We start from the raw sequence: 22,207 nt of genomic DNA on the forward strand, positions 1-22,207 counted from the left end.
CCTAATTCGGTTCGACTGGCTCAGTACCCAGCCCCGCCTCTTCCAGCAGGCGGGTGGCGGGCCCGCCACGGGCCTCCCGGTCCGCGCTTCCAGCGTCTAGGACGCGACCCGCACCGGCAGGAACCCCGTCAGGTCCGCACGCGACCCGGACGCGCTGACGCGCGCCTGCGCGACCGCGTCGTCCCAGGTCAGCTCGCCGGTGGCGAGCGCGAGCCACGTGGTGGCGTCCGTCTCGACCACGTTCGGCGGCGTGCCACGGGTGTGGCGGGGGCCGGGGACGGCCTGGATCGCGGCGAACGGCGGCACCCGGACCTCGACGCTGTTGCCGGGCACGTCGTCGGCGAGACGCTGCAGCGTCCACCGGACCGCGGTCGCCAGGGTCGGCCGGGCCGTCTCCCCCTGCTGCACGGCGGTCAGTGCGGCGCGTCCGTCGGCGTCCTCGATCCTCCTGGGTGGCATCTCCACAGGCTAGCCGTCGCCTCGCGGCGGGCTCACGCTGATCGGTAGGGTGATCGGGTGCGAATCCTCGTCCTCGGTTCCGGTGCCCGCGAGCACGCGATCATCACGGCCCTCCTCGCTGAACAGGCCGGCCACGTCATCACGGCTGCACCCGGCAACGCCGGCATCGCGGCCGACGTCGAGACGGTCTCCCTCGACCCCACCAACGGCGCCCTCGTCGCCGAGTACGCGATCGAGAACGACGTCGAACTCGTCGTCGTCGGGCCCGAGGCACCGCTCATCGCCGGTGTGGCCGACCCCGTCCGCACGCGTGGCATCCCGGTCTTCGGCCCGGGCAAGGCCGCCGCGCAGCTCGAGGGGTCGAAGGCCTTCGCCAAGCGCATCATGTCCGAGGCGAACGTGCCCACCGGGCGCCCGGTGTACGCCGGCACGGTCGACGAGGCCGTCGCGGCCATCGACGAACTCGGCGCACCCCACGTCGTGAAGGCCGACGGGCTCGCCGCGGGCAAGGGCGTCCTGGTGACCGAGGACCGTCAGGCCGCGATCGACCACGCCACCTACTGGCTGCAGCACGGGCACGTCGTGGTCGAGGAGTTCCTCGACGGCGAAGAGGTCTCGCTGTTCTTCCTGAGCGACGGGCACGACGTCCGTCCGCTCAGCCCCGCGCAGGACTACAAGCGCCTGGCCGACGGCGACCTCGGGCCGAACACCGGCGGCATGGGGGCGTACTCACCGCTGCCGTGGTTGGCGGACCGCTGGGCGTCGGAGCAGGCCTTCGTCGACGAGGTCACCGAGCTGGTCGCGCTGCCCACCGTCCGTCGCCTCGAGCACGAGGGCACGCCGTTCGTCGGGCTCCTGTACTGCGGCCTGATCGTCACCGAGCAGGGCGTCCGGGTCATCGAGTTCAACGCGCGCTTCGGCGACCCGGAGACCCAGGTGGTCCTCCCCCGCCTGGCGACGCCGCTGAGCGGACTGCTGCTCGCCGCCGCCACGGGGCAGCTCGGGCAGACGCCGGCGCCCGCGTTCCGCGACGAGGCCGCCGTCACCGTGGTGCTCGCGAGCGAGGGCTACCCCGAGAACCCGCAGACCGGCCGCGCCATCACCGGTATCGACGCCGCGAACGCCCGCGACGGCGTCTCGGTCGCGCACGCCGCCACCGGGCTGCTCGACGACACCCTCGTCGCCACCGGCGGCCGGGTGCTCAGCGTCGTCGCGACCGGCGCCGACTTCGCGCAGGCCCGGGAGCGCGCGTACGCGGGCCTCGGCGACATCACCCTGCAGGGCGCGCAGTACCGCACCGACATCGCCGCGAAGGTCACCCGATGAGCGCCGCGCCCGTCATCGCCGGCTGGGAACACGTCTCGTCGGGCAAGGTCCGCGAGCTCTACGTGCCGACGGGCACCGCCGACATCGCGAGCGCCTCCGAGCTGCTGCTCGTCGCGTCCGACCGCGTCAGCGCCTACGACTTCGCGCTCGAACCACCCATCCCGGGCAAGGGCGAGCTGCTCACCCGGCTGTCGCGCTTCTGGTTCACCCAGCTGAGCGACGTGCCGAACCACATCATCGGCCCGTCGTCCGGCCGTACCCCCGTGCCGGCCGAGGTCGAGTCGCGGTCGATGCACGTCATGCCGCTCGAGATGTTCCCCGTCGAGTGCGTCGTGCGCGGGTACCTGGTCGGCAGCGGCTGGGCCGAGTACCAGGAGACCGGCAGTGTGTGCGGCGTCGCGCTCCCCGACGGGCTGTCGAACGGCGATCGGCTGCCCGAACCGATCTACACCCCCGCGTACAAGGCCCCGCAGGGTGAGCACGACGAGAACATCTCGTACGAGCAGACCGTCGAGCTGGTCGGCGCCGAGGTCGCGGCGACCCTGCGCGACCTGTCGTTGCACGTCTACACCGAGGCCGCCGCGATCGCCCTCGAGCGCGACGTCGTGATCGCCGACACGAAGTTCGAGTTCGGGCAGGACGCCGACGGCCGGATCCGGATCGCGGACGAGGTCCTGACCAGCGACTCGAGCCGGTACTGGGACGCCCGGGCCGACGGCCGCACCGACTCGTTCGACAAGCAGATCGTGCGCGACTGGCTCAGCGCCAACTGGGATCGCCAGGGCACGCCTCCGGTGCTGCCCGACGCGATCGTGGCGCGCACGGCTGCGCGCTACGCCGAGCTCATCGAGCGCCTGGGGGCGTAGGGCGCGCTGCGGTGGCGTGCGTGCTGCCGCGCCGGTGTGCTCGCTGCGCCGTGTGCGTGCTGCCGCGCCGGCCTGCTCGCTGCCGCGTGCTCGCTGCGCCGTGTGCGCGCTACCGTGCGCTCGCCGCGACGGCTCAGGCGTCGCGCGCGACCACGACGACGGTCAGGTCGTCACCCGGGTCGTGTTCGACCGCACGCGCCCGCACCCGCTGCAGGAACGTCGCGATGTCCGGCGACTCGCGGTACAGGGTCCCGAGCAGGGACAGCGATGCGAGCGTGGAGTCCCACAGCTCGAGCGCCCCGTCGCTCACCACGATGAGCACGTCGCCGGCACGCATCACGAGCGAGCCCGAGGCCCGCTCGACGCCGGCCGGGTGCAGCCCGATCGGCAGGTCAGAGGACCGCAGGATGCGCTCGGCGCCGTCCTCGCGGAGCTGCAGGACGAGCCCGTGCCCGGCGTCGGCGAAGTCGAGTCGGCCGGTGGAGGGTGTCAGCCGGCCGTGGAACAACGTCGCGAAGGACTCGGCGCGGCTCAGGTCCGGTGCGACCTGCGCTTCGAGCGCGGCGACGGCCACGTCGGGCGCGACGTCGCCGCGTGCGAGCAGCGCACCGCGGATGTTCGCCGCGAGGAGCCCGGCCGCCATGCCCTTGCCCATGACGTCCGCCACGGTGAGGTGCACCGCGTCGTCACCGGAGCGGTGCCAGTCGTGGAAGTCGCCGGAGACGACACCGTGCGGCACCGACAGGCCGGCGATGCGGTACCCGGGTACGTCGACGGTGCCGGGTTCGAGGCCCGCGAGCACGGAGCGCAGGCGGTCCTCGTCGGCACCGGCAGCGAGTTCGCGCTCGGCCCAGATCCCGAGTTCCTCCAGCAGGGCGACCTCGTCGGCGTCGAGGGTCCGGGGCTCGGGATCGACGAGGCAGAGCGTGCCGACCTTGACGTCGTCGTCACCGAGCCGCAGGGGGACGCCCGCGTAGAAGCGGACGTTCGGGTCGCCGACGACCATCGGCATGTCGGAGTACCGGGCGTCGATGCGTGCGTCGGGCACGAGCACCGTGCCGCGTTCGGCCAGCGTGCGCCCGCAGAAGGTGTCCTGCAGCGGGATGACCGGACCGAAGTGTGAGTCGCTCTGCTGGGACTTGATCGTCAGCGAGGTGTCACCCGCCAGGTTCAGGAACGAGCCGGCTACCCCGAGGGCCTCGCGTGCGATCCGCGTGATGCGGTCGAAGCGTTCTTCGGCACCGCCGTCGACGACGTCGAGTGCGGCGAGCAGCGCTGCTCGGCGGACCGCGTCGGACGTGCCGGTGGCCGGGACGGTCGCTGTCTCCGAGTGCATGCACTCACGCTAACGCGCCAACCGGACAGGGTCTGTCCCCCCTGCGAAGGACCCGGTACCCCAGTCAGTGGGACACGGTGCCGGACTACCCTGGAACGGTGCTCCGTTCCGTCGTCCCCGCCCTCGCCCTCGCCGCTGCGGCACTGCTGGCCCTGGCCGGGTGCGGTGCCCACGACTCCACCGGGCAGGTGTCGGTGACGGTGTCGGCCAACGCCGCCGACCACCCGTACGAGGTCGAGGTCTTCGCGTCGACAGGCAAGCTGTCCGAGCACCAGCGGGTGTTCCCCGGCGGCACGGCCGACTTCGCGGGTGTGCCGCTCGGCGAGGTCACGGTCCGCGCGGGCCAGTTGTGCCCGCAGACCACGACCGTCACGAACGACGCCGTCGCGACGGTCACCCTGGCGACGACGGGCTGCTGACCGCACGTCGTCTCACACGGCGCCCGGCCCCCGCGCGATGGTCTCGTGCGGCTGCTCCCCGAAGCGCGCGCGGTAGTGCGCGGCGAACCGTCCGAGGTGCGCGAACTGCCACCGTCGTGCCACGTCGCTGACGAGCGACGCTCCGGACCGTGAACGGCCGAGCTCGAGGTGCACCCGGTCGAGCCGCACCTCGCGCAGGTACTGCATCGGCGTGACCCCGAGTCGCCGCCGGAACAGGTCCTGCACACCGCGCTCGCTGAGCCCGCAGGCTGCCGCGACGTCGGCCACGGTGACGGGGCGGTCCGCCTCGTCGTGCACGAACCGGATCGCACGGCGCATCCGGTGCTCGACGTCGGAGCGTGCCGGCACGAAGGTCGAGAGCACGACCGTCGCGATGCGTCGGTTCAGCGCGGCCCGTTGGTCGGCCGGCAGAGCGGCATCGAGGACGCGTCCGGTGACGTCGCGCAGCAATGCGCGGAGTGGTTCGATCCGGGGGTCTGCAGCGTCCGGCTGTCCGAACTCGGTCTGCCCGTCGCCGTCGCCGAGCAGTCCCGGTGACAGGTGCATCAGGGTCATGGCGGTGGCGTCGGTGTCGAACCCGTACGCCACCGGCGCGGACAGCATCATCGGGCGTTCGGCACCGACGTCCCAGGTCCCGCCGCCGTCCGAGGTCACCCGGGCTCGGCCGTCCGTCAGCCAGAACACCACGTGCTCCGGGCGTGGCCCGATGGTGCCGGACTGCGGACCGTGGGTCCCGATGCGGCGGATCGAGAGCTCGTCGTCGCCGCCGACCTGGTAGTCGAAGGGGGTGTCGGAAGCCGTCACGCGCGCCTCCGGTCCGCTCGGCACCGGCCGGTCCGGCGCGCGAACCGGAACGCTACCGCACCGGCGGCGCGACCACCGTCACGACGGGTCGGGCACCCGGTCCCACTCGTCGGCGTACCGCGACAGGACCGTCCACCGCGAGACCGGCCACGTGGTGATGAACGCACGGCCCACCACGTCGTCGACCGGGACGGTGCCGTGCACCCTCGAGTCCGCCGAGTTGTAGCGGTTGTCGCCCATCACCCAGATGCGTCCCTTCGGCACGGTGATGTCGAAGTCGGTACCGGAGACCCGGTCGGATCCGATCTCGGGCACCACGTAGGGCTCGTCGACCGCGTGGCCGTTCACCGACAGACGGCCACCGGTGCCGCAGCACGAGACGGTGTCGCCCGGCAGGCCGATCACGCGCTTGATCAGGTCGTCCCCTTGGCCGGTGCCGAGCCAGCCGCCCGGGTCCTGGAACACGACGACGTCGCCACGCTGGAGCGGGACGGCACCGGGCACGAGCTCGTTGACGAGCACCCGGTCGCCGATCAGCAGCGTGTTCTCCATCGACGCCGACGGGATGTAGAACGAGCGGACCAGGTAGGTCTTCACCAGGAAGGACGCCAGGAGCGCCACGACGACGATGATCACGAGGTCGCGGAGGAACCGCCACCCGGCACGCTTCGGCTTGGACTCGGTCTCGATGTCACTCAATGCGTCAACACCACCTTCACCAGGCCGATCACGAAGGCGACGGCAGCGAGCACGATGCCGCCCCAGAGCCCGAGGAACGTGGGCTGCTTCCCACTGAACCGCTGCATGAACACGCCGACCAGTCCGATGCGGACGACCAGGATGACGAGCGCAGCGGTCTGCGCCCACCCCGCCGGGACCCAGCCGAGCCACGCCACCGCGTAGAGCACCGCGGGGATGAGTCCCGACGTCGCGATCGGGTTGGCGTTCCGCATGATCGTGACGACGGATTCACGCCGGGCGTCGTCTGATGCGGACTCGTCACCGCCGAGCCCGTGCGCCACGAGGTGCGCGAGCACGTGTGCCAGGTAGGTCAGGACCGCGGTCGCCAGCACCGCCCAGATCGCCGAGCCGTGCCGGATCGCCTCCGGGTCGACCGCGATCGCCGCGGCGAGCACGGTGATGTTGCCGTAGATGTAGGACGACATCCGGTCGCGGACGTGCTCGATCGGCAGGTCGCGCGGGTCCGGACGACCGCCGCGGGGTCCGTGCCCCGGAGGGGACGGTCGTTTGCGTGGCATCCGTCCATCTTGGCCCCCGCGGGCTGGTCCCCGCCGACAGGACACCGAGTGCGATGCTGTCGCGCCGGTCGCGCCGGTCGTGCCGGTTGCGCCGGTCGCGCCGGTCGGAGCGGATGACCGGACGGGTCGCGTGTCAGCCGCGACCGGGCGCGGTCACCTCGATGCGGTTCGCCCACGGGTCCTCGAACGCGACGGTCCGGCCGTCGTCCGCGGTCTGGACGCCGGTGTCGTGCATGCGGTCGATCAGCGCGCCGAGGTCGTCGGCCCCGGGGACCTCGACGCGCACGAGCCCCAGTCCGAGCGCGAGCTGCCGACGCCCGGCACCGCGGGAGTTCCACGTGTTCATCGCCATGTGGTGGTGGTAGCCGCCGGCGCTGACGAACAGGGCCTCTCCCCATCCGGCGGTCGTCGCGAAGCCGAGCTTGTCGACGTAGAAGTCCTTCGCGCTGGCGACGTCGCCGACCGACAGGTGCACGTGCCCGACCCGACCCGGCGCGTTCGGCGCGGACTCCACCGCGTCGGCCGTCAGGTTCTCCTGCAGGAACGCGTTCGGGTCGACGTACTTCGTGTCCATGTCGACCATGCCGTGCGTCCACGACCACTCCGTGCGGTCGCGGTCCCAGTACAGCTCGACGCCGTTGCCCTCGGGGTCGGTGAAGTAGAACGCGTTGCTCACCAGGTGGTCGGCGCTGCCGGTGAAGGTCTGCGGGAACTTCGTGGCGACGGAGTACAGGGCGGCGGCGAGGTCGGCCTTGGTGTCGAACAGGATCGCGGTGTGGAACAGACCGGCGTCGTGGGGTCCGGCGTGCTGCATCGCGGGGGCGTGCTCGAGGATCACGATCGGGATCGCCAGGCCACCGGCGCCCGGTCGCCCCAGCACGGCGACGCCGCCCTCGTTCGAGAGCAACGAGAGCTGCACCCCGTCGCGGTAGTAGCCGATCATCCGGTCGAGGTTCGCGACGCGGAGGGTGACGGCACCCATCCCGGTGTCGGCGGCGAGGAGGTCCTGCGTGTGCATGGCACCAGTGTGCGCCCATTTGGTTGACGCGTCAACCAAATGGGCGCCGCCGAGTTTCGCGCTGAGCGACACTCCTCGGAGCGCGTTGCCCGAATTGTGTCGCCCATCGCGAAACGCAGAGCTCTCACCGGCAGGATGGATGCGTGACTGATGACATCCGGTGGGAGGTGGTCGAGGAGAGCACCCTCTCGCTCCCCGACCACGAGGCGATCGCAGCACTGCTGGCGCAGGCGTTCCCGGACTGGTCCCACTGGTACGTGGGCGGCCGCAGCTGGTCCGGCATGCAGCCCGAGCGCCGAGTGCTCGCCCGCGACCAGGACGGCGTCGTCCTCGCGCACGTCGGGATCCGCCGCATGTTCATCACGGTCGGCGGCCAGGACGTCCTGGTCGGCGACACCGGCCTCGTCGCCGTGTCGCCCCGACTGCAGGGAACGGGCAGGGGCCGCGAACTCATGGAGCGGACGCACGCCGTGCTCGACGGGCTCGCGGTGCCGTACGGGTTCCTCGGCGCGGGCGAGAACCGGATCCCGTTCTACGCGAACCTCGGCTGGCACGAGTTCCCCGACGTCGTCTGCACGTTCTCGGCGTTCACCGCCGAGGGTGCCGGCATCACGAACACGGAGCAGGGCGGCTGGATGGTGCGGCCGGTGGCCGCAGCCCTCGAGGACTGGCCGACCGGCCCGATCTGGCTGAACGGCCAGCAGGTCTAGACGCGACCCACGACGGACGGGAGGCCCGGTACCAGCTGGTACCGGGCCTCCCGTCCGTCAGGTGGTGCAGCGGGGCTCACGCCCCTGCGCCTGCTGGCTACGCTTCCACCGCCACCGTCTCCGGGTCCTCGTTGGAACCCGGCGCGCTCGGCACGACGGCCGCGCGCACGCGCGCACCGAGGTCGGCGTCGACGTTCGTCCAGTACGCGAACACGCGCTCACGCAGGTCGTCGCGCGTCACCTTCGAGACGTGCCCGGCGATGTTGCCGACCAGGCGCTCACGGGCGGCGTCGTCGAGGACCTCGCGCACCAGCGTGCCGGCCTGACCGAAGTCGTCGTCCTCCGGGTGCAGGGTCGCGGCGGAACGCTGCAGCGCGCCGTCCGACTCCCACCCGGGCACGTCGTCGGTCGCGGTCGGGTCGGCGTGCGCACCACCGAGCGAGTTCGGGGCGTACACCGGCACCTCGGACTTCTGGAAGTCGAAGCGCATGGCGCCGTCCTTCGAGTACGAGTGCACCTCGTTCTTCGGGGCGTTCACCGGCAGCTGCGCGTGGTTGGTGCCGACGCGGTAGCGGTGGGCGTCCGCGTAGCTGAAGATGCGGGCGAGGAGCATCTTGTCGGGGCTCGTCGCGATGCCGGGCACGAAGTTCGACGGCGCGAAGGTCGCCTGCTCGATCTCGGCGAAGTAGTTCTCCGGGTTGCGGTTGAGCTCCATCGTGCCGACCTCGATGAGCGGGTAGTCGCCCTTCGGCCACACCTTCGTCAGGTCGAACGGGTTGAACCGGTACGACTCGGCGTCCGCGTAGGGCATGATCTGCACCTTGAGCGTCCAGCGCGGGAAGTCGCCACGCTCGATGGCGGCGTGCAGGTCGCGGATGTGGAAGTCCGCGTCCTCACCGGCGATGCGGTCCGCGTCCTCTTGCGTCAGGGTCTTGTGGCCCTGCTCGGTCAGGAAGTGGTACTTCACCCAGAAGCGCTCACCCTCGGCGTTGATCCACTGGTAGGTGTGCGAGCCGAAGCCGTCCATCTCGCGCCACGACGCGGGCAGGCCGCGGTCGCCCATCAGCCACGTGACCTGGTGCGCCGACTCGGGCGACAGGGTCCAGAAGTCCCACTGCATGTCGTGGTCGCGCAGGTGCGAGCCGGGCAGGCGCTTCTGCGAGCGGATGAAGTCGGGGAACTTGATGCCGTCGCGGATGAAGAAGACGGGGGTGTTGTTGCCGACGAGGTCGTAGTTGCCCTCGGACGTGTAGAACTTCAGCGCGAAGCCGCGGGGGTCGCGCCACGTGTCGGGCGAGCCCTGCTCACCGGCGACGGACGAGAAGCGCGTGAGCATCTGGGTCCGCTGGCCGGGCTGCAGGAACGCGGCACGGGTGTACTTGCTGATGTCCTGCGTGACGGTGAAGGTACCGAAGGCGCCGCCGCCCTTCGCGTGGACCACGCGCTCCGGCACACGCTCGCGGTTGAACTGCGCGAGCTTCTCGATCAGGTAGTGGTCGTGCAGCGCGAGGGGGCCGTCGGCTCCGACGCCCATCGAGTGCTCGTCGCTCGAGACGGGAGCGCCGCTGTTGGTGGTCGTGGTGGGGGTGCCGGACGCGGTGCCGGTCGTGTTCTGGTCGGACACGGTTCCTCCTTGGGTGGAACGGTTGGTTCGGTCAGGGATGCTCGGGTGGTTCAGGGGGCGGCCGGGGCGCCGGAGGCGCTTGCGGCTGGGGCGCCTGCGGCCTCGTCGTCGGGGGCGTCTTCGCGCTCGGCCGCGGCGCAGCGCTCGCAGATGCCCCAGTAGGTGACCTCGGCGGTGGTGACGGCGAAGCCGTGCGCGTCCGACGGGGTCAGGCAGGGCGAGTGACCGACGGCACAGTCGACGTCCTCGATCGCGCCGCACAGTGTGCAGACGATGTGGTGGTGGTTGTCACCGGTGCGCCGCTCGTAGCGCGCAGGACTGCCTGCCGGCTCGATGCGGCGCACGAGTCCGACGCCGGTCAGGGCCGCGAGGACGCCGTAGACGGCCTGGTGACTGGTCGTCGGCAGTTCCGCGGCGAGCGCGGTGACGATGTCGTCCGCGGTGGCGTGCGGCATCGAGTCGGTCGCGCGCAAGACCGCCAGCCGCGGCGTCGTGACCCGGAGGCCCGAGGTGCGGAGCAGATCGGCGTCGGCGTCCATGCTGAGCCTTTCTTTTGCAGGAATCAAGACAACGAGTCCACTGTACACGAGCCGTGGTGGCGCGTGCCCGGCGGGACGCATTCCGCCACCGGAATGCGACGTGTCACGATCCGGCGGCGATCACCTGGAGGGACGCTGGAACGATCGGTCTGCACGCTAACGTCCGGACATGTCCACGAGCCACGGCCTGCCTGAACAGGCGAACAGCACCGCGGACGTCCGGGGGATCATCGCGAAGCGAGACCTGGTCGTCGACCTCATCCGGACGGCCTGCGTCGTCCTCGTCGTCGTCGTGCACGTCACGATGGTCGGCGTCGCCGCCGACGACCAGGGGGTGCGGGTGACGAGCCCGCTGCAGGAACTCCCCTGGTACGTCGCCGCCACCTGGATCGGTCAGGTGATGCCCCTCTTCTTCGTCGTCGGCGGCTTCGCGAGCGCGGTCGGCTGGCGCAGCACCGTGGCCCGCGGTGCGCCGAGTCCGGCTCGCGACTACCTGGCCACCCGGCTCGTGCGTCTGTTCCGGCCAGCGGTCCCCTTGTTCGTGTTCCTCGCGATCGGGCTCGGGGTGGCAACGGCCGCCGGAACCCCGCCGGACCTCCTCGCCGAGGTGGCGTTCGGCGTCGGCTCGCCGCTCTGGTTCCTCGCCGCGTACGGCATCACGCAGTGCTGCGTGCCGCTGATGATGCGCCTGCACGAGCGGGCACCGTGGGCCACCCTCGGCGTCCTGGTGCTGCTCGCCGGAGCGGTCGACGCGGTGCGCCTCGCCACCGGGGTCGCCGAGGTCGGACTGCTCAACCTCGGGCCGGTGTGGCTCTTCGCGCAGCAGCTCGGGTTCCTTTGGGCAGACGGCTGGTTCGCGCGGCGGTCGAAAGCGCTCCTGCTCGCGGTGGCCGTCGCCGCCTACGCCCTGCTCGTCCCGATGACCTCGATCGGACTGTGGGCGCCGGACATGCTGCAGGACCTCAACCCGCCGATGCTGCCCCTGGCGTTCCTCGCGATCGCGCAGGCCTGCCTGGTGCAGATGGTGCACGCACCGCTCACCCGCCTGATGCGCACCCGGGCCGCGCTCGGCGCCGTGTTCGTGCTCGGCCGCGACGGCATGACCATCTACCTGTGGCACCTGCCGCTCTTCATCGCGCTGAACGGGGTCGCCCTGCTGATCGGGGTGCCGTTCCCGACGCCGGGTTCCGGCCCGTGGTGGGCGTCCCGCGTGGTCGCGGTGGTCGTGGTGCTCGCCGTGGCGCTCGGGGTCGCGCGGGCGCTGCGCTGGTTCGACCGTCCGCTCCCCCGGCTGCTGGCCTCCGCCGACCGACCGGCGTGGCCGGTGCTGGTCCTCGCGGCACTGTGCACGATCGGTCCGGCGTTCCTGGTGATGCAGCTGCACCTGTCGTTCGCGGTCGCGACCGTCGGAGCCGTTGCCGTGCCGATCGGGGTGTGGCTGCTGTCGCGGACCACACCGGCCAAGGGCGTCACCCGGATCTGAACCGGTTCTCACCGGCCGGGGCCGCTCGGGTCTGCTCCGACACCGTCGCCGGGCAGAGGATGGCGTCAGACCGATCGCCAGGAGGCACCCGACGCCGTCGACACCCGAGTTCTGGAGCACCTGGCGGTTCGATCCCCTGTCAGCCGCGATGATCGTCGTCGCTGCGGTCGCCTACGGCTGGTGGGTGGTCGGCGCCGCACGCCGGGGCACACGCTGGCCCTGGTGGCGCACCCTCGCCTTCGTCGCCGCGCTGGTGCTGTTCGGCATCCTGCAGTTCGGCATCGTCGGCGTGTACGACCAGCAGCTGCGCTGGGCGTTCGTGCTGCGGTCGGCGCTCCTCTTCTTCGCCGTCCCCACCTTCGCGGCGCTCGGTGCGCCCGTCTCGTTGCTCCGGACGGGAGGCCCGGATCACCTCGCGCACGCAGCCGACGCCGCCATGCGGTCGCGTCCAGTGCGTCTGCTCGGCAACGCGATCGTCGCGCCCCTCGTCGCCCTCGTCCTGTTCGGCCTGCTGCTGACACCGTTCGCGGCGACCCTGCGCGGATCGTCCGTCTGGGAGGCCGTCATCACGGTGACGGTCCCGATGCTCGGGTTCGGCTTGCTCGCGCCGCTGTCCGAACCCGGAGTGCTGCGGTCGTCGACGTTCGTCACGGCGGAGTTCCTGCTCGCGTTCGTCGAGCTGATGATCGACGCGGTGCCGGGCATCGTGCTGCGGATCACGAACCACGTGCTCGACGGGTCGGTGGTGCGGGCCGTCGGGCAACCGTGGTTCCCGTCGCCGCTGCGCGATCAGCACCTGGCGGGCGACCTGCTGTGGTTCATCGCCGAGGTGGCGGACATCCCCGTGCTCATCTCGCTGTTCATCCGGTGGCAGCGGACCGATCGCCGCGAGGCCCGCGCCGTCGACGCCCTGACCGACGAGCAGATGGACGAGTTGACGCGCGAGCACCTGCAGCGCCGTCGGTGAGGGCGCGGGCGCGGGTGGCGCAGGCGGCGGACGGCGGCGGCGACCCGGAACGACATCGTCGACGTCGGACGACGTCGAGGGAGTCGCACCCCCGCGGCCGCAACTGTTGCAGACGCGGGACTGCGACGAACCCGCTGTCGGACGACGTCGACGATGTCGCAACCCCGCGGCCGCAACGACTGCCCCCGGACGCACGCGAGCCCCGTGCCGCTCGTGTGAGCAGCCCGGGGCCGGAGTGGTCGGCGCGGGTCAGGCGTCGGCGTGCTTGCCGTGGTGGTCGATGGCGGCGAGCTCGGCCTCGGCCGTCGCCGGAGCAGCGGCCGCAGCGTGCGCACCGTGCTCGGTCGGCTTCGCGTCGCCCTCGGCCGGCGCAGTGCCCTCGGCGCCGGACTGCGTGGTCACGCCGCCGGTCTGCTGCCAGGCGACGGTCTGCTTCGGCTTCGCCAGGAACAGCGCCGCCACGATCGCCGCGATGAGCACGATCGCCGGCAGGAACAGCGACTCGCCCATGGCCCGCGAGAACGGCTCGAGCAGGAACCCGGGCAGCCCGCCGACCTGCTGCTCGGCACCACCGGCGGAGGTCCCGCCGGTCGAGGCCGGGAAGTTCGCGGTGATCCGGGCCTCCATCAGCGCGGCGATGCCGGCCGAACCGAGGACCGCGCCGATCTGACGAGTCGTGTTGTAGACACCCGAACCGGCACCGGCCAGCTTCGGCGGCAGGTTCCGCGTCGCCGAGACGGACAGCGGACCCCACATGCAGGCGTTCGCGATGCCCAGGAGCGCGCTCGGCAGGAGCACCCAACCCCAGTCGGCACTGGACGACAGCAGGGCGCCGAACCAGAACAGGCCGGCCGAGAAGCAGGCGAGCCCGAAGGCGGCGACCCAGCGCGGGTTCCACCGGTTGAGGTTCTTGCCGACGAGCGGGGCGAGCGCGGCCGACAGCACGGCCTGCGGCACGAGGAGCAGTGCGGCCTGGGTCGGCGAGAAGCGCAGGACGTCCTGCGCCCACAGCATGATCGGCAGCGCGAACGAGGCGATCGCGACACCGACGGCCGTGATGGCGACGTTCGCCAGGGTGAAGTTGCGGTCCTTGAACAGGCCGAGGGGCAGCAGCGGCTCGCCCTTCTGCACGCCCTGCCACACCACGAAGGCTGCGAGCACGACGATGCCGGCGATGATCAGGCTCCACACCGAGATCGGACCGGTGATGGTCCCCCAGTCGTACGTCTCGCCCTCTTGGATGCCGAAGACGAGCAGGAAGAGACCGACCGCCGACAACACGATGCCGAGGGCGTCGAAGCGGTGGCCGTGGCGGTCGAACGACGGCACGAAGCGCTGCGCGAGCACGAACGCCACGACACCGACGGGGACGTTCACGAAGAAGATCCACTCCCAGCCGAAGCCGTCGACGAGCAGACCGCCGACGATCGGGCCGACGAGCGAGGCGACACCGGCGACGGCACCCCAGAGGCCCATCGCCGCCCCGCGCTTCTGCGGCGGGAAGATGCGCGTGATGACGGACATCGTCTGCGGGCTCATCATCGCGGCACCGAGGCCCTGCACCACGCGGGCGACGATGAGCACCTCGATGGACCCGGCCAGGCCGCACCACAGGCTGGCGAGCGTGAAGACCACGAGGCCGATCTGGTACATGACCTTCGGGCCGAAGCGGTCACCGAGACGGCCCGTGATGAGCAGCGGCACGGCGTAGGCGAGCAGGTAGGCGCTCGTCACCCAGATCACGGAGTTGATGTCCGCGTCGAGCTTCTGGGCGATGGTGGGGGTGGCGACCGACACGATGGTCGAGTCGACGAGGATCATGAAGAAGCCGACGACGAGTGCCCAGAGGGCGGGCCACGGCTTCTTCTCGGTCGTCCGCGGAGGCGTGACGGTGCTCATCGAGTGGTGTCCTTGCTGTTCGTGGTGGTGTCTGCGGACGCGGCGGGGGCGTCCCAGGAGATGTGGCCGGCCGCGATCCGGTCGGCCGTGGCGGCGAGCCACTCGATCTGCGTCGTGAGCATGGCACGCACGTACGACACGTCGAGCCAGTACCGCTCGGGCAGGTCCTTCGCCCGGACGATCCCGAGGATCTCGTCGGTCTCGTCACGTTGGGCTCGGAGTGCCGTGACCCGCGCCCGGAGTGCTGACTCGGCCTCGTCGGCCGACAGGTTCTCGATCTCGGCGACGGCCAGGTGGAAGACGGGGTACTCCTCGGCCGGTTCGGCGATCAGCCGGACGAGCCCGTCGTGCAGGGCCGTCCACCCGTCGTCCGTGATGGCGTAGGTGGTGCGTTCCGGACGGTTGCCCGCCCGGTCGGTCCCGACGACCTCGGCGAGGCCGAGCTCCACCAGGCGGCCGACCTGGTGGTACAGGGTGCCGGGCCGGACCTTGACGTTCCGGCCGTCCCGACGGTGCGTCATCGTCTGGAACATCTCGTAGGGGTGGGTCGGCCCCTCGGCCAGGAGGCCGAGCGCGGCGAACGCGAGTGGCGTGAGCGACGGCACACGTGCCTCCAGTCCGCTTGTCGTTGTTGACTATTCGAACTGGAATATACGCGTTGGAACACACGTGAGCAAACGCACAGGACGCTCTCCACAGGAGGCCCGGATCCGTCCCGGCGTGTCGCGCCCGCCCCGTAGACTGGTCGCGTCCCCCACCCCTGAAGCGCTGGAGAGAACACGTGCCAACGATCGTCGTCGAGGTCATGCCCAAGGCTGAGATCCTCGACCCCCAGGGCAAGGCGGTGGGCAACGCCCTCGCCCGTCTGGGCAAGGCCGACCTGACCAACGTCCGCATCGGCAAGCGCTTCGAGGTGACCGTCGACGGCCCCGTCGACGACGCCAAGCTGGCCGAGGTCCGCGACATCGCCGCCGACGTCTTCTCGAACGCGGTCATCGAGGACGTCGTCTCCGTGACCGTCGAAGGTCAGTGACCCGGATGCGCATCGGCGTCATCACGTTCCCCGGCTCGCTCGACGACCGTGACGCCCAGCGCGCGGTCCGTCTCGCCGGTGCCGACCCCGTCGCGCTCTGGCACGGCGACCACGACCTGCAGGGTGTCGACGCGATCGTGCTGCCCGGCGGGTTCTCGTACGGCGACTACCTGCGCGCCGGTGCGATCGCCGCGAAGGCGCCGATCATGGCCGAGGTCATCGACGCCGCCAGCAAGGGCATGCCCGTGCTCGGCATCTGCAACGGTTTCCAGATGCTGGCCGAGGCCCGTCTGGTCCCCGGCGCGCACACCCGCAACGCGCACCAGCAGTTCATTCGCCGCGACCAGAAGCTCCGCGTCGAGACGACCTCGACCGCCTGGACCTCCGGGTTCACCGCGCAGCAGGAGATCACGATCCCGCTCAAGAACGCCGACGGCCGGTTCGTCGCCGACGCCGACGAGATCAAGCGCATCGAGGACAACGGCCAGGTCGTGTTCCGCTACGTCGGCGTGAACCCGAACGGGTCGATCGACGACATCGCCGGCGTCTCGAACGAGCGTGGCAACGTCGTGGGCCTGATGCCGCACCCCGAGCACGCGACGGAGCCCGGCTTCGGCCCGGACACCGCCGCTGCCATGGCCTCCGGCACGGACGGCCTCACCTTCTTCACCTCCGTGATCGAGTCGACACTGGTCAAGTGACCGCGACTCCAGTGCCCGCAACTCCAGTGACAGGGAACGACACCACCGTGACGACTCACGTTCGCCCGAAGCCCGACACCGTGCAGGATGCCGCGGCGACCCCCGACAAGGAGCAGCCGTACGACGCGCTGGGCCTCAAGCCGGACGAGTACGCCCGCATCAAGGAGATCCTCGGCCGCCGCCCCACCTCGGGCGAGCTGGCGATGTACTCCGTCATGTGGTCCGAGCACTGCTCCTACAAGTCCTCGAAGAACTACCTGCGTCAGTTCGGCAAGAAGGTCACGCCGGAGATGACGAAGAACCTGATGGTCGGCATGGGCGAGAACGCCGGTGTCGTCGACGTCGGCAACGGCTGGGCGGTGACCTTCAAGGTCGAGTCGCACAACCACCCGTCCTACGTCGAGCCGTACCAGGGCGCCGCGACCGGTGTCGGTGGCATCGTCCGCGACATCATCTCGATGGGCGCGCGTCCGGTCGCCGTCATGGACCAGCTCCGCTTCGGTGCCATCGACCACGAGGACACCGCGCGCATCGTGCACGGCGTCGTCGGCGGCATCTCGTTCTACGGCAACTGCCTCGGCCTGCCGAACATCGGCGGCGAGACCTACTTCGACCCGGTGTACCAGGGCAACCCGCTGGTCAACGCGCTCGCGGTCGGCGTCCTGCGCCACGAGGACCTGCACCTGGCGAACGCCTCCGGCGCCGGCAACAAGGTCGTGCTGTTCGGTGCCCGCACCGGTGGCGACGGCATCGGCGGCGCGTCGATCCTGGCGTCCGACACCTTCACCGAGGGCGGCCCGACCAAGCGTCCCGCCGTCCAGGTCGGCGACCCCTTCGCCGAGAAGGTCCTGATCGAGTGCTGCCTCGAGCTGTTCCAGAAGGAACTGGTCGAGGGCATCCAGGACCTCGGCGCCGCGGGCATCTCCTGCGCCACGTCCGAACTCGCGAGCAACGGCGACGGCGGCATGCACATCTCGCTCGACGACGTCCTGCTGCGCGACCCGACGCTCACGGCCGAAGAGATCCTGATGTCGGAGAGCCAGGAGCGCATGATGGCGGTCGTCCGCCCCGACAAGCTCGACGAGTTCCTCGCGGTGGTCGGCAAGTGGGAGGTCGAGACCAGCGTCCTGGGCGAGGTCACCGGCACCGGCCGTCTCGTCATCGACTGGCAGGGCCAGGAGATCGTGAACGTCGACCCGCGCACCGTCGCCGTCGACGGCCCGGTCTACGACCGCCCGGTCGCCTACCCCACCTGGATCGACGCGCTGCAGGCCGACACCGCTGCATCACTCGACCGTCCGGCGGACGGTCCGGCCCTGAAGGCGCAGTTCCTCAGCCTGCTCGGTTCGCCGAACCTGGCGTCGAAGAACTGGGTCACGAACCAGTACGACACCTACGTGCTCGGCAACACCGCCCTGTCGTTCCCCGACGACGGCGGCATGATCCGCGTCGACGAGGAGACCGGACTCGGTGTCGCGATCGCCACGGACGCCAACGGCCGCTACTGCCAGCTCGACCCGAAGCAGGGCGCACGTCTGGCCCTGGCCGAGGCGTACCGGAACGTCGCCGTCACCGGCGCGGTCCCCGCCGCGGTCACCGACTGCCTGAACTTCGGCTCCCCTGAGAACCCCGAGGTCATGTGGCAGTTCTCCGAGGCGGTCGAGGGACTGGCCGACGGCTGCATGGAGCTCGGCATCCCGGTCACCGGCGGCAACGTGTCGTTCTACAACCAGACCGGCACGACCCCGATCCACCCGACCCCGGTCGTCGGTGTGCTCGGTGTCATCGACGACGTCGCCAAGCGCGTCCCGTCGGGGTGGCAGGACGACGGCCACAACATCTACTTGCTCGGCACGACGAGCCTCGAGCTCGACGGCTCGGCATGGGCCGGCACCGTGCACGGCCACCTCGGCGGTCGCCCGCCGGCGGTGGACCTCGGCCGCGAGAAAGCACTCGCCGAGCTGCTGTTCGCCGCCACCGGCGAGCAGCTGTTGACGAGCGCGCACGACCTGGCGGACGGTGGCCTCGGCCAGTCGCTCGCCGAGTCGGTGCTCCGCTTCGGCCTCGGCGCCCGTGTGGTCCTCGACGAGCTGGAGTCCCGCGACGGCGTCGACACCGCGACCGCGCTGTTCTCCGAGTCGACCGGCCGCGTCATCGTGACCGTCCGGCGCGAGGACGACGTCAGGTTCCAGGGCCTGTGCGACGGCCGGGGCTTCCCGGTCCTGCGCATCGGCGTGACCGACGCCACGTCGAACGCCCTCGAGGTCCAGGGCGCGTTCACGGCGACGATCGACGAGCTCCGCAGCACGCACAACGCGACGCTGCCGGCCCGCTTCGGCGACGTGATCGTCGAGGACGTCACCGAGGGGTACGTCGGCCGCGGGCCGCTGGACTCCGACGGTGCGTTCTCGCCCCGCACGGACTCCTAGGCCGGGCGGACACCGCATGCCCGTCGTCACCCTGCCCTTCGCGGAACTCGTCGACCGGTTCGGCCCCGTGCCGGACGGCATCGAGCTGGACGTGTGGGACGTCGAGGCGCCGTACGGTCGTCCGGACGACGTCGCGATCACGTTCCTGCCGTTCTACTTCGGTGGACGGCACCGCTGGCAGTTCGTGCACGACCTGCCGGCGCTCGAGCTCCTGCAGCTGCCGAGCGCCGGCTACGAGCACGCGGTGCCGCACGTCCCCGGTCACGCGCAGCTGGCGAACGGTCGGGGCATCCACGACGACGAGACCGCCGAGCTCGCCGTCGGCCTGGCGCTGACCTCGCTGCGTGAGCTCGGCGCGTTCCAGGCCGACCGCGCGAACGGCATCTGGGACGCCCGGCAGACCCGCTCCCTGGCCGACCGGCGGGTGACGGTCGTCGGCTACGGCGCCATCGGGTCCGCGATCGCCACCCGCTTCGAGGCGTTCCGCACCGACGTCACCGTGGTCGCCCGCACCGCTCGCGAGCAGGACGGCCGCCACGTGCACGCGTTCGGCGAGCTGCTCGAGCTGGCACCGACGACCGACGTGCTCGTGCTCATCGCGCCGCTGACGGACGAGACCGAACGCCTGGTCGACGCCGAGCTGCTCGCAGCACTGCCCGACGGGGCACTGGTGGTGAACGTCGCGCGCGGCAAGGTGGTCGACACCGACGCCCTGGTCGCCGAGCTGCAGTCCGAACGCCTGTTCGCGGCACTCGACGTCACCGACCCGGAGCCCCTGCCCGACGGACACCCGCTGTGGACGACGCCGAACACCGTGCTCACGCCGCACGTCGGCGGCAACACGGACCTGAGCGTGCCGCGGTCGATCGAGCTGATGCGTCGTCAGGTCGCCGCGCTGGCCGAAGGTCGCCCGTTCGAGAACCTCATCGAGCGGTAGCGCCCCACACCCCAACACGCCGGCGTCACCACCAGACGCCTCCATGTCACCGAGACGCCGCCGAATACGGGGGCGTCTCGGTGCACCCGCGGCGTCTCACCCACACGCCGGCGTCACTCGCACCCGCACGCACCCACACCCCAACACACCGGCGTCATCACAAGACGCCTGCATGTCACCGAGACGCCGCCGAATACGGGGGCGTCTCGGTGCACCCGGGGCGTCTCACCCACACGCCGGCGTCACTCGCACCCGCACGCACCCACACGCCGGCGTCACGCGAACAGCCGCGCGCCGACGTCAGACGCTCAGACGCTCAGACGCTCAGACGCTCAGACGCTCAGAGCGGGACGATGCAGGTCGGGGTGCCGACGGCGATCTGCTCGACGGCCGCACCCGGCACACCGTCGGCACCGACCGGCAGCACCGCGATGGCGTCGGACCGCTCGTTGGCGACGAGCACGTAGCCCGGCACCCGGGCGAAGTGCCGCGGCCACGCACCACCACACGATGCCGACCCGACGAGCGCGAGCCCACCGTCGGCGGCATCGAGCACCACGATCAGGTCACGGCCACGGACGGCCACGGTCACGAGTCCGGCGTCGTCGACCTCGATGTGGCTGAGGAGCGATTCCCCCACCGAACCCTCGAACGTCGGGGTCGACACGATCGTGACGAACGAACCGGACTCGTCGCGACGCAGGCGGTGGACCGAGCCGTCGAGCTCGCCGGCGACGAACAGGTCGCCGTCGTACCAGGCGAGGTGCCGCGGGCCGACTCCGGCACCGACGTGGTGCACGTGCAGCGCCTCGATGGTCGGTACGCCGTCGGCAGACACAGTCACCCGGAACTCGTGCAGCGCGTCACCGCCGAGGTCGGCGACGAGCACGGTGCCGTCCGGCGTCGCGACGGACTGGTGGGCGTGCGGGGCATCCTGCCGGTCCTGCACCGGACCGGTGCCGTCGGGGAGCGCCGCGACCGCGATGGCCGAGGCGGGGACGGCGAGGTGGTCGGAGCGGCCGTGCACGCCGTCGGTCGGCAGGACGACGCCGTCGCTCGCGGTCACCGACGCGGCGAACGACTCGGCCGCGGCCAGGGAGATCGCGGTGACCGTGCCGGAGACGTAGTTCGTGACGATGAGCGCCCCGGAAGGGTCGACCCGCACGTGGCAGGGCGCATCCCCGCCGGCGGAGGCGTCCCACAGGTGTTCGAGCGTGCCGCTCTGCAGCCGGAAGGCCGAGACGCCGCCGCTGTTCGTCTCGGACACCGCGTACACACGGTCACCGGACACGGCGAGGAACGAGGGATCGTCGAGCACCGCGACGGTACGAGCACCCGCGCGCGCGACGGCACCCGCGCCACCGTCGACCAACGAGATGCCCGTCGCGTTCCCGCCGCCGGTGGCGGTGTAGGAACCGACGAGCAGGGTCGGCAGGTCGACGCTCATTCGTCGCGCCCGGCGATGCGCTCGTGGTGGTGGATGACCTCGGCGACGATGAAGTTGAGGAACTTCTCGGCGAAGGCGGGGTCGAGGTTCGCCTCGAGAGCGAGGCTCCGGAGCCGTGCGACCTGGATCTGCTCGCGGTCGGGGTCGGCCGCCGGCATGCCCGACTCGGCCTTCAGGTGCCCGACCCGCTGCGTGTACTTGAAACGCTCCGCGAGCATGTGGATGACGGCGGCGTCGATGTTGTCGATGCTCTGCCGGATGCTCCGCAGTTCGGCGACGGCCGTCGCTTCGGCCTCGGGCTGGGTGACGTCGTCGCTCATGGTCCGAGCCTACTGGCGGAGCTCACGGTCCGAGCCGACCGGCAGACGCGCAGCCCCACCCAGCCGACGCCTGCGAGAATGAGCACATGTCGGTCTTGCTCGTGATCTCGGGCGTGTGTGCGGTCCTCGCTGGCCTCGTCCACGTGTACATCTGGTTCCTCGAATCCATCATCTGGACGAGTCCCCGAGCACGGAAGGTGTTCGGCATCGCGACCGAGACCGAAGCCGACGCGACCCGGTCCCTCGCGTTCAACCAGGGGTTCTACAACCTGTTCCTGGCGATCGGGGCGATCCTCGGTGTCGTGCTCGTGCTGGCGGGCAACACCGTCACCGGGTGGACCCTCGTGGTGTTCTCGACCGCGAGCATGCTCGGCGCCGCGGTGATCCTGATCGGCTCCGGCCGCAAGTACGTCAACTCTGCGTTCAAGCAGGGCACGCTCCCGCTGATCGCGCTGCTCTTCGCGCTGCTCGGCTCGAGCTTCCCCGTCTGAGCCGTCTGAGTCGTCTGAATCGTCCCGGCCACACCGTCAGCCCCGAACACCACGCGAAAGCGACAGGGTGCCGCCGAAGTCCGGCGGCACCCTGTCGCTTTCGCGGGTGAAGACAGGCC

Annotated in this window: 23 protein-coding genes; 11 read left to right on the forward strand and 12 right to left on the reverse strand. The window is 71.1% G+C overall.

Going from position 1 to position 22,207, the window contains the following annotated elements:
- Positions 1-96: 96 nt before the first annotated feature.
- Positions 97-459 (reverse strand): sterol carrier family protein, encoded by a 363-nt coding sequence (locus tag ITJ59_RS00585; protein WP_194649165.1) that lies wholly within the window; start codon positions 457-459, stop codon positions 97-99.
- A 57-nt stretch (positions 460-516) separates the two neighbouring features.
- On the opposite strand from ITJ59_RS00585, the gene purD reads away from it, so the two are divergent.
- Entirely contained in the window at positions 517-1,785 is a 1,269-nt protein-coding gene (gene purD / locus ITJ59_RS00590) for a phosphoribosylamine--glycine ligase (RefSeq protein WP_194649166.1), read from the forward strand.
- Complete coding sequence (locus tag ITJ59_RS00595; RefSeq protein WP_194649167.1) at positions 1,782-2,651, forward strand: phosphoribosylaminoimidazolesuccinocarboxamide synthase; 870 nt, start codon at positions 1,782-1,784, stop codon at positions 2,649-2,651. The genes purD and ITJ59_RS00595 overlap by 4 nt, the downstream gene beginning before the upstream one ends.
- A gap of 133 nt (positions 2,652-2,784) precedes the next feature.
- Here ITJ59_RS00595 and ITJ59_RS00600 read toward each other — a convergent pair whose 3' ends face one another.
- The gene (locus ITJ59_RS00600) at positions 2,785-3,987 is read right to left on the reverse strand and encodes a PP2C family protein-serine/threonine phosphatase (protein ID WP_194649168.1); all 1,203 of its coding nucleotides are present in this window, start codon (positions 3,985-3,987) and stop codon (positions 2,785-2,787) included.
- A gap of 98 nt (positions 3,988-4,085) precedes the next feature.
- On the opposite strand from ITJ59_RS00600, the gene ITJ59_RS00605 reads away from it, so the two are divergent.
- A complete protein-coding gene (locus ITJ59_RS00605; protein WP_194649169.1) occupies positions 4,086-4,406 on the forward strand; it encodes a hypothetical protein in 321 nt (106 codons plus the stop codon).
- Positions 4,407-4,418: 12 nt separating this feature from the next.
- On the opposite strand, the gene ITJ59_RS19485 is transcribed toward ITJ59_RS00605, so the two are convergent.
- From ITJ59_RS19485 to ITJ59_RS00625, 4 genes are all read right to left on the reverse strand, one after another.
- Entirely contained in the window at positions 4,419-5,231 is an 813-nt protein-coding gene (locus ITJ59_RS19485; protein WP_194649170.1) for a helix-turn-helix transcriptional regulator, read from the reverse strand.
- Positions 5,232-5,309: 78 nt separating this feature from the next.
- Positions 5,310-5,930 (reverse strand): signal peptidase I, encoded by a 621-nt coding sequence (gene lepB / locus ITJ59_RS00615; protein ID WP_194649171.1) that lies wholly within the window; start codon positions 5,928-5,930, stop codon positions 5,310-5,312.
- Positions 5,927-6,490 (reverse strand): hypothetical protein, encoded by a 564-nt coding sequence (locus ITJ59_RS00620; protein WP_194649172.1) that lies wholly within the window; start codon positions 6,488-6,490, stop codon positions 5,927-5,929. Before ITJ59_RS00620 ends, lepB begins: the two co-directional genes overlap by 4 nt.
- A 133-nt stretch (positions 6,491-6,623) precedes the next feature.
- A complete protein-coding gene (locus ITJ59_RS00625; protein ID WP_228510725.1) occupies positions 6,624-7,508 on the reverse strand; it encodes a VOC family protein in 885 nt (294 codons plus the stop codon).
- A 143-nt stretch (positions 7,509-7,651) separates the two neighbouring features.
- On the opposite strand from ITJ59_RS00625, the gene ITJ59_RS00630 reads away from it, so the two are divergent.
- Positions 7,652-8,218, forward strand: a complete 567-nt coding sequence (locus ITJ59_RS00630) for a GNAT family N-acetyltransferase (RefSeq protein WP_194649173.1) — start codon at positions 7,652-7,654, stop codon at positions 8,216-8,218.
- A 97-nt stretch (positions 8,219-8,315) separates the two neighbouring features.
- On the opposite strand, the gene ITJ59_RS00635 is transcribed toward ITJ59_RS00630, so the two are convergent.
- Positions 8,316-9,842: a catalase gene (locus ITJ59_RS00635; RefSeq protein WP_194649174.1), complete on the reverse strand. Its 1,527-nt coding sequence runs from the start codon at positions 9,840-9,842 to the stop codon at positions 8,316-8,318.
- A 50-nt stretch (positions 9,843-9,892) separates the two neighbouring features.
- Positions 9,893-10,381 carry a Fur family transcriptional regulator gene (locus tag ITJ59_RS00640; protein WP_228510727.1) on the reverse strand — a complete coding sequence of 163 codons (489 nt, stop codon included), beginning with the start codon at positions 10,379-10,381 and terminating at the stop codon, positions 9,893-9,895.
- A gap of 169 nt (positions 10,382-10,550) precedes the next feature.
- Here ITJ59_RS00640 and ITJ59_RS00645 point away from each other — a divergent pair, with 169 nt between their 5' ends.
- Together ITJ59_RS00645 and ITJ59_RS00650 are read left to right on the forward strand one after the other, a co-directional pair.
- Positions 10,551-11,864: an acyltransferase family protein gene (locus ITJ59_RS00645; RefSeq protein ID WP_194649175.1), complete on the forward strand. Its 1,314-nt coding sequence runs from the start codon at positions 10,551-10,553 to the stop codon at positions 11,862-11,864.
- Positions 11,865-12,012: 148 nt separating this feature from the next.
- Entirely contained in the window at positions 12,013-12,831 is an 819-nt protein-coding gene (locus ITJ59_RS00650) for a cytochrome c oxidase assembly protein (RefSeq protein WP_194649176.1), read from the forward strand.
- Positions 12,832-13,080: 249 nt separating this feature from the next.
- On the opposite strand, the gene ITJ59_RS00655 is transcribed toward ITJ59_RS00650, so the two are convergent.
- Complete coding sequence (locus tag ITJ59_RS00655; RefSeq protein ID WP_194649177.1) at positions 13,081-14,730, reverse strand: DHA2 family efflux MFS transporter permease subunit; 1,650 nt, start codon at positions 14,728-14,730, stop codon at positions 13,081-13,083.
- Positions 14,727-15,335: a PadR family transcriptional regulator gene (locus ITJ59_RS00660; RefSeq protein WP_194649178.1), complete on the reverse strand. Its 609-nt coding sequence runs from the start codon at positions 15,333-15,335 to the stop codon at positions 14,727-14,729. Before ITJ59_RS00660 ends, ITJ59_RS00655 begins: the two co-directional genes overlap by 4 nt.
- Positions 15,336-15,511: 176 nt before the next feature.
- Between ITJ59_RS00660 and purS the strand changes: the two genes are divergently transcribed.
- The 4 genes from purS to ITJ59_RS00680 are packed head-to-tail and all read left to right on the forward strand — an operon-like array spanning position 15,512 to position 19,830.
- Complete coding sequence (purS, locus tag ITJ59_RS00665; protein WP_017886272.1) at positions 15,512-15,763, forward strand: phosphoribosylformylglycinamidine synthase subunit PurS; 252 nt, start codon at positions 15,512-15,514, stop codon at positions 15,761-15,763.
- A 5-nt stretch (positions 15,764-15,768) separates the two neighbouring features.
- Entirely contained in the window at positions 15,769-16,464 is a 696-nt protein-coding gene (purQ, locus tag ITJ59_RS00670) for a phosphoribosylformylglycinamidine synthase subunit PurQ (RefSeq protein WP_194649784.1), read from the forward strand.
- A gap of 47 nt (positions 16,465-16,511) precedes the next feature.
- Entirely contained in the window at positions 16,512-18,893 is a 2,382-nt protein-coding gene (gene purL / locus ITJ59_RS00675; RefSeq protein WP_323749352.1) for a phosphoribosylformylglycinamidine synthase subunit PurL, read from the forward strand.
- 16 nt (positions 18,894-18,909) lie between these two features.
- Positions 18,910-19,830, forward strand: coding sequence for a 2-hydroxyacid dehydrogenase (locus tag ITJ59_RS00680; protein WP_194649180.1), 921 nt, complete (start codon positions 18,910-18,912; stop codon positions 19,828-19,830).
- A gap of 340 nt (positions 19,831-20,170) precedes the next feature.
- Here the strand turns inward: ITJ59_RS00680 and ITJ59_RS00685 are convergent, their stop codons facing one another.
- Both ITJ59_RS00685 and ITJ59_RS00690 read right to left on the reverse strand, forming a co-directional pair.
- A complete protein-coding gene (locus ITJ59_RS00685) occupies positions 20,171-21,277 on the reverse strand; it encodes a lactonase family protein (protein ID WP_194649181.1) in 1,107 nt (368 codons plus the stop codon).
- A complete protein-coding gene (locus tag ITJ59_RS00690) occupies positions 21,274-21,597 on the reverse strand; it encodes a chorismate mutase (protein WP_194649182.1) in 324 nt (107 codons plus the stop codon). Before ITJ59_RS00690 ends, ITJ59_RS00685 begins: the two co-directional genes overlap by 4 nt.
- A gap of 86 nt (positions 21,598-21,683) precedes the next feature.
- Between ITJ59_RS00690 and ITJ59_RS00695 the strand changes: the two genes are divergently transcribed.
- On the forward strand, positions 21,684-22,088 hold the full coding sequence (locus ITJ59_RS00695; protein WP_194649183.1) for a DUF1304 domain-containing protein: 405 nt from the start codon (positions 21,684-21,686) through the stop codon (positions 22,086-22,088).
- The last annotated feature ends 119 nt before the right edge of the window (positions 22,089-22,207 follow it).

The organism is Curtobacterium sp. VKM Ac-1393, from assembly GCF_015350995.1.
Taxonomy (GTDB): domain Bacteria; phylum Actinomycetota; class Actinomycetes; order Actinomycetales; family Microbacteriaceae; genus Curtobacterium.

What these genes read in the sequence shown, in the direction of transcription:
- ITJ59_RS00640 (WP_228510727.1), bottom strand. Translation starts at nt 10,381, where the DNA reads ATGGACGCCGACGCCGATCTGCTCCGCACCTCGGGCCTCCGGGTCACG.
- ITJ59_RS00620 (WP_194649172.1), bottom strand. Translation starts at nt 6,490, where the DNA reads ATGCCACGCAAACGACCGTCCCCTCCGGGGCACGGACCCCGCGGCGGT.
- ITJ59_RS00695 (WP_194649183.1), top strand. Translation starts at nt 21,684, where the DNA reads ATGTCGGTCTTGCTCGTGATCTCGGGCGTGTGTGCGGTCCTCGCTGGC.
- purQ (WP_194649784.1), top strand. Translation starts at nt 15,769, where the DNA reads ATGCGCATCGGCGTCATCACGTTCCCCGGCTCGCTCGACGACCGTGAC.
- ITJ59_RS00625 (WP_228510725.1), bottom strand. Translation starts at nt 7,508, where the DNA reads ATGCACACGCAGGACCTCCTCGCCGCCGACACCGGGATGGGTGCCGTC.
- ITJ59_RS00655 (WP_194649177.1), bottom strand. Translation starts at nt 14,730, where the DNA reads ATGAGCACCGTCACGCCTCCGCGGACGACCGAGAAGAAGCCGTGGCCC.
- ITJ59_RS00600 (WP_194649168.1), bottom strand. Translation starts at nt 3,987, where the DNA reads ATGCACTCGGAGACAGCGACCGTCCCGGCCACCGGCACGTCCGACGCG.
- ITJ59_RS00645 (WP_194649175.1), top strand. Translation starts at nt 10,551, where the DNA reads ATGTCCACGAGCCACGGCCTGCCTGAACAGGCGAACAGCACCGCGGAC.
- ITJ59_RS00595 (WP_194649167.1), top strand. Translation starts at nt 1,782, where the DNA reads ATGAGCGCCGCGCCCGTCATCGCCGGCTGGGAACACGTCTCGTCGGGC.
- ITJ59_RS00650 (WP_194649176.1), top strand. Translation starts at nt 12,013, where the DNA reads ATGATCGTCGTCGCTGCGGTCGCCTACGGCTGGTGGGTGGTCGGCGCC.
- ITJ59_RS00680 (WP_194649180.1), top strand. Translation starts at nt 18,910, where the DNA reads ATGCCCGTCGTCACCCTGCCCTTCGCGGAACTCGTCGACCGGTTCGGC.
- ITJ59_RS00690 (WP_194649182.1), bottom strand. Translation starts at nt 21,597, where the DNA reads ATGAGCGACGACGTCACCCAGCCCGAGGCCGAAGCGACGGCCGTCGCC.
- ITJ59_RS00685 (WP_194649181.1), bottom strand. Translation starts at nt 21,277, where the DNA reads ATGAGCGTCGACCTGCCGACCCTGCTCGTCGGTTCCTACACCGCCACC.
- ITJ59_RS00585 (WP_194649165.1), bottom strand. Translation starts at nt 459, where the DNA reads ATGCCACCCAGGAGGATCGAGGACGCCGACGGACGCGCCGCACTGACC.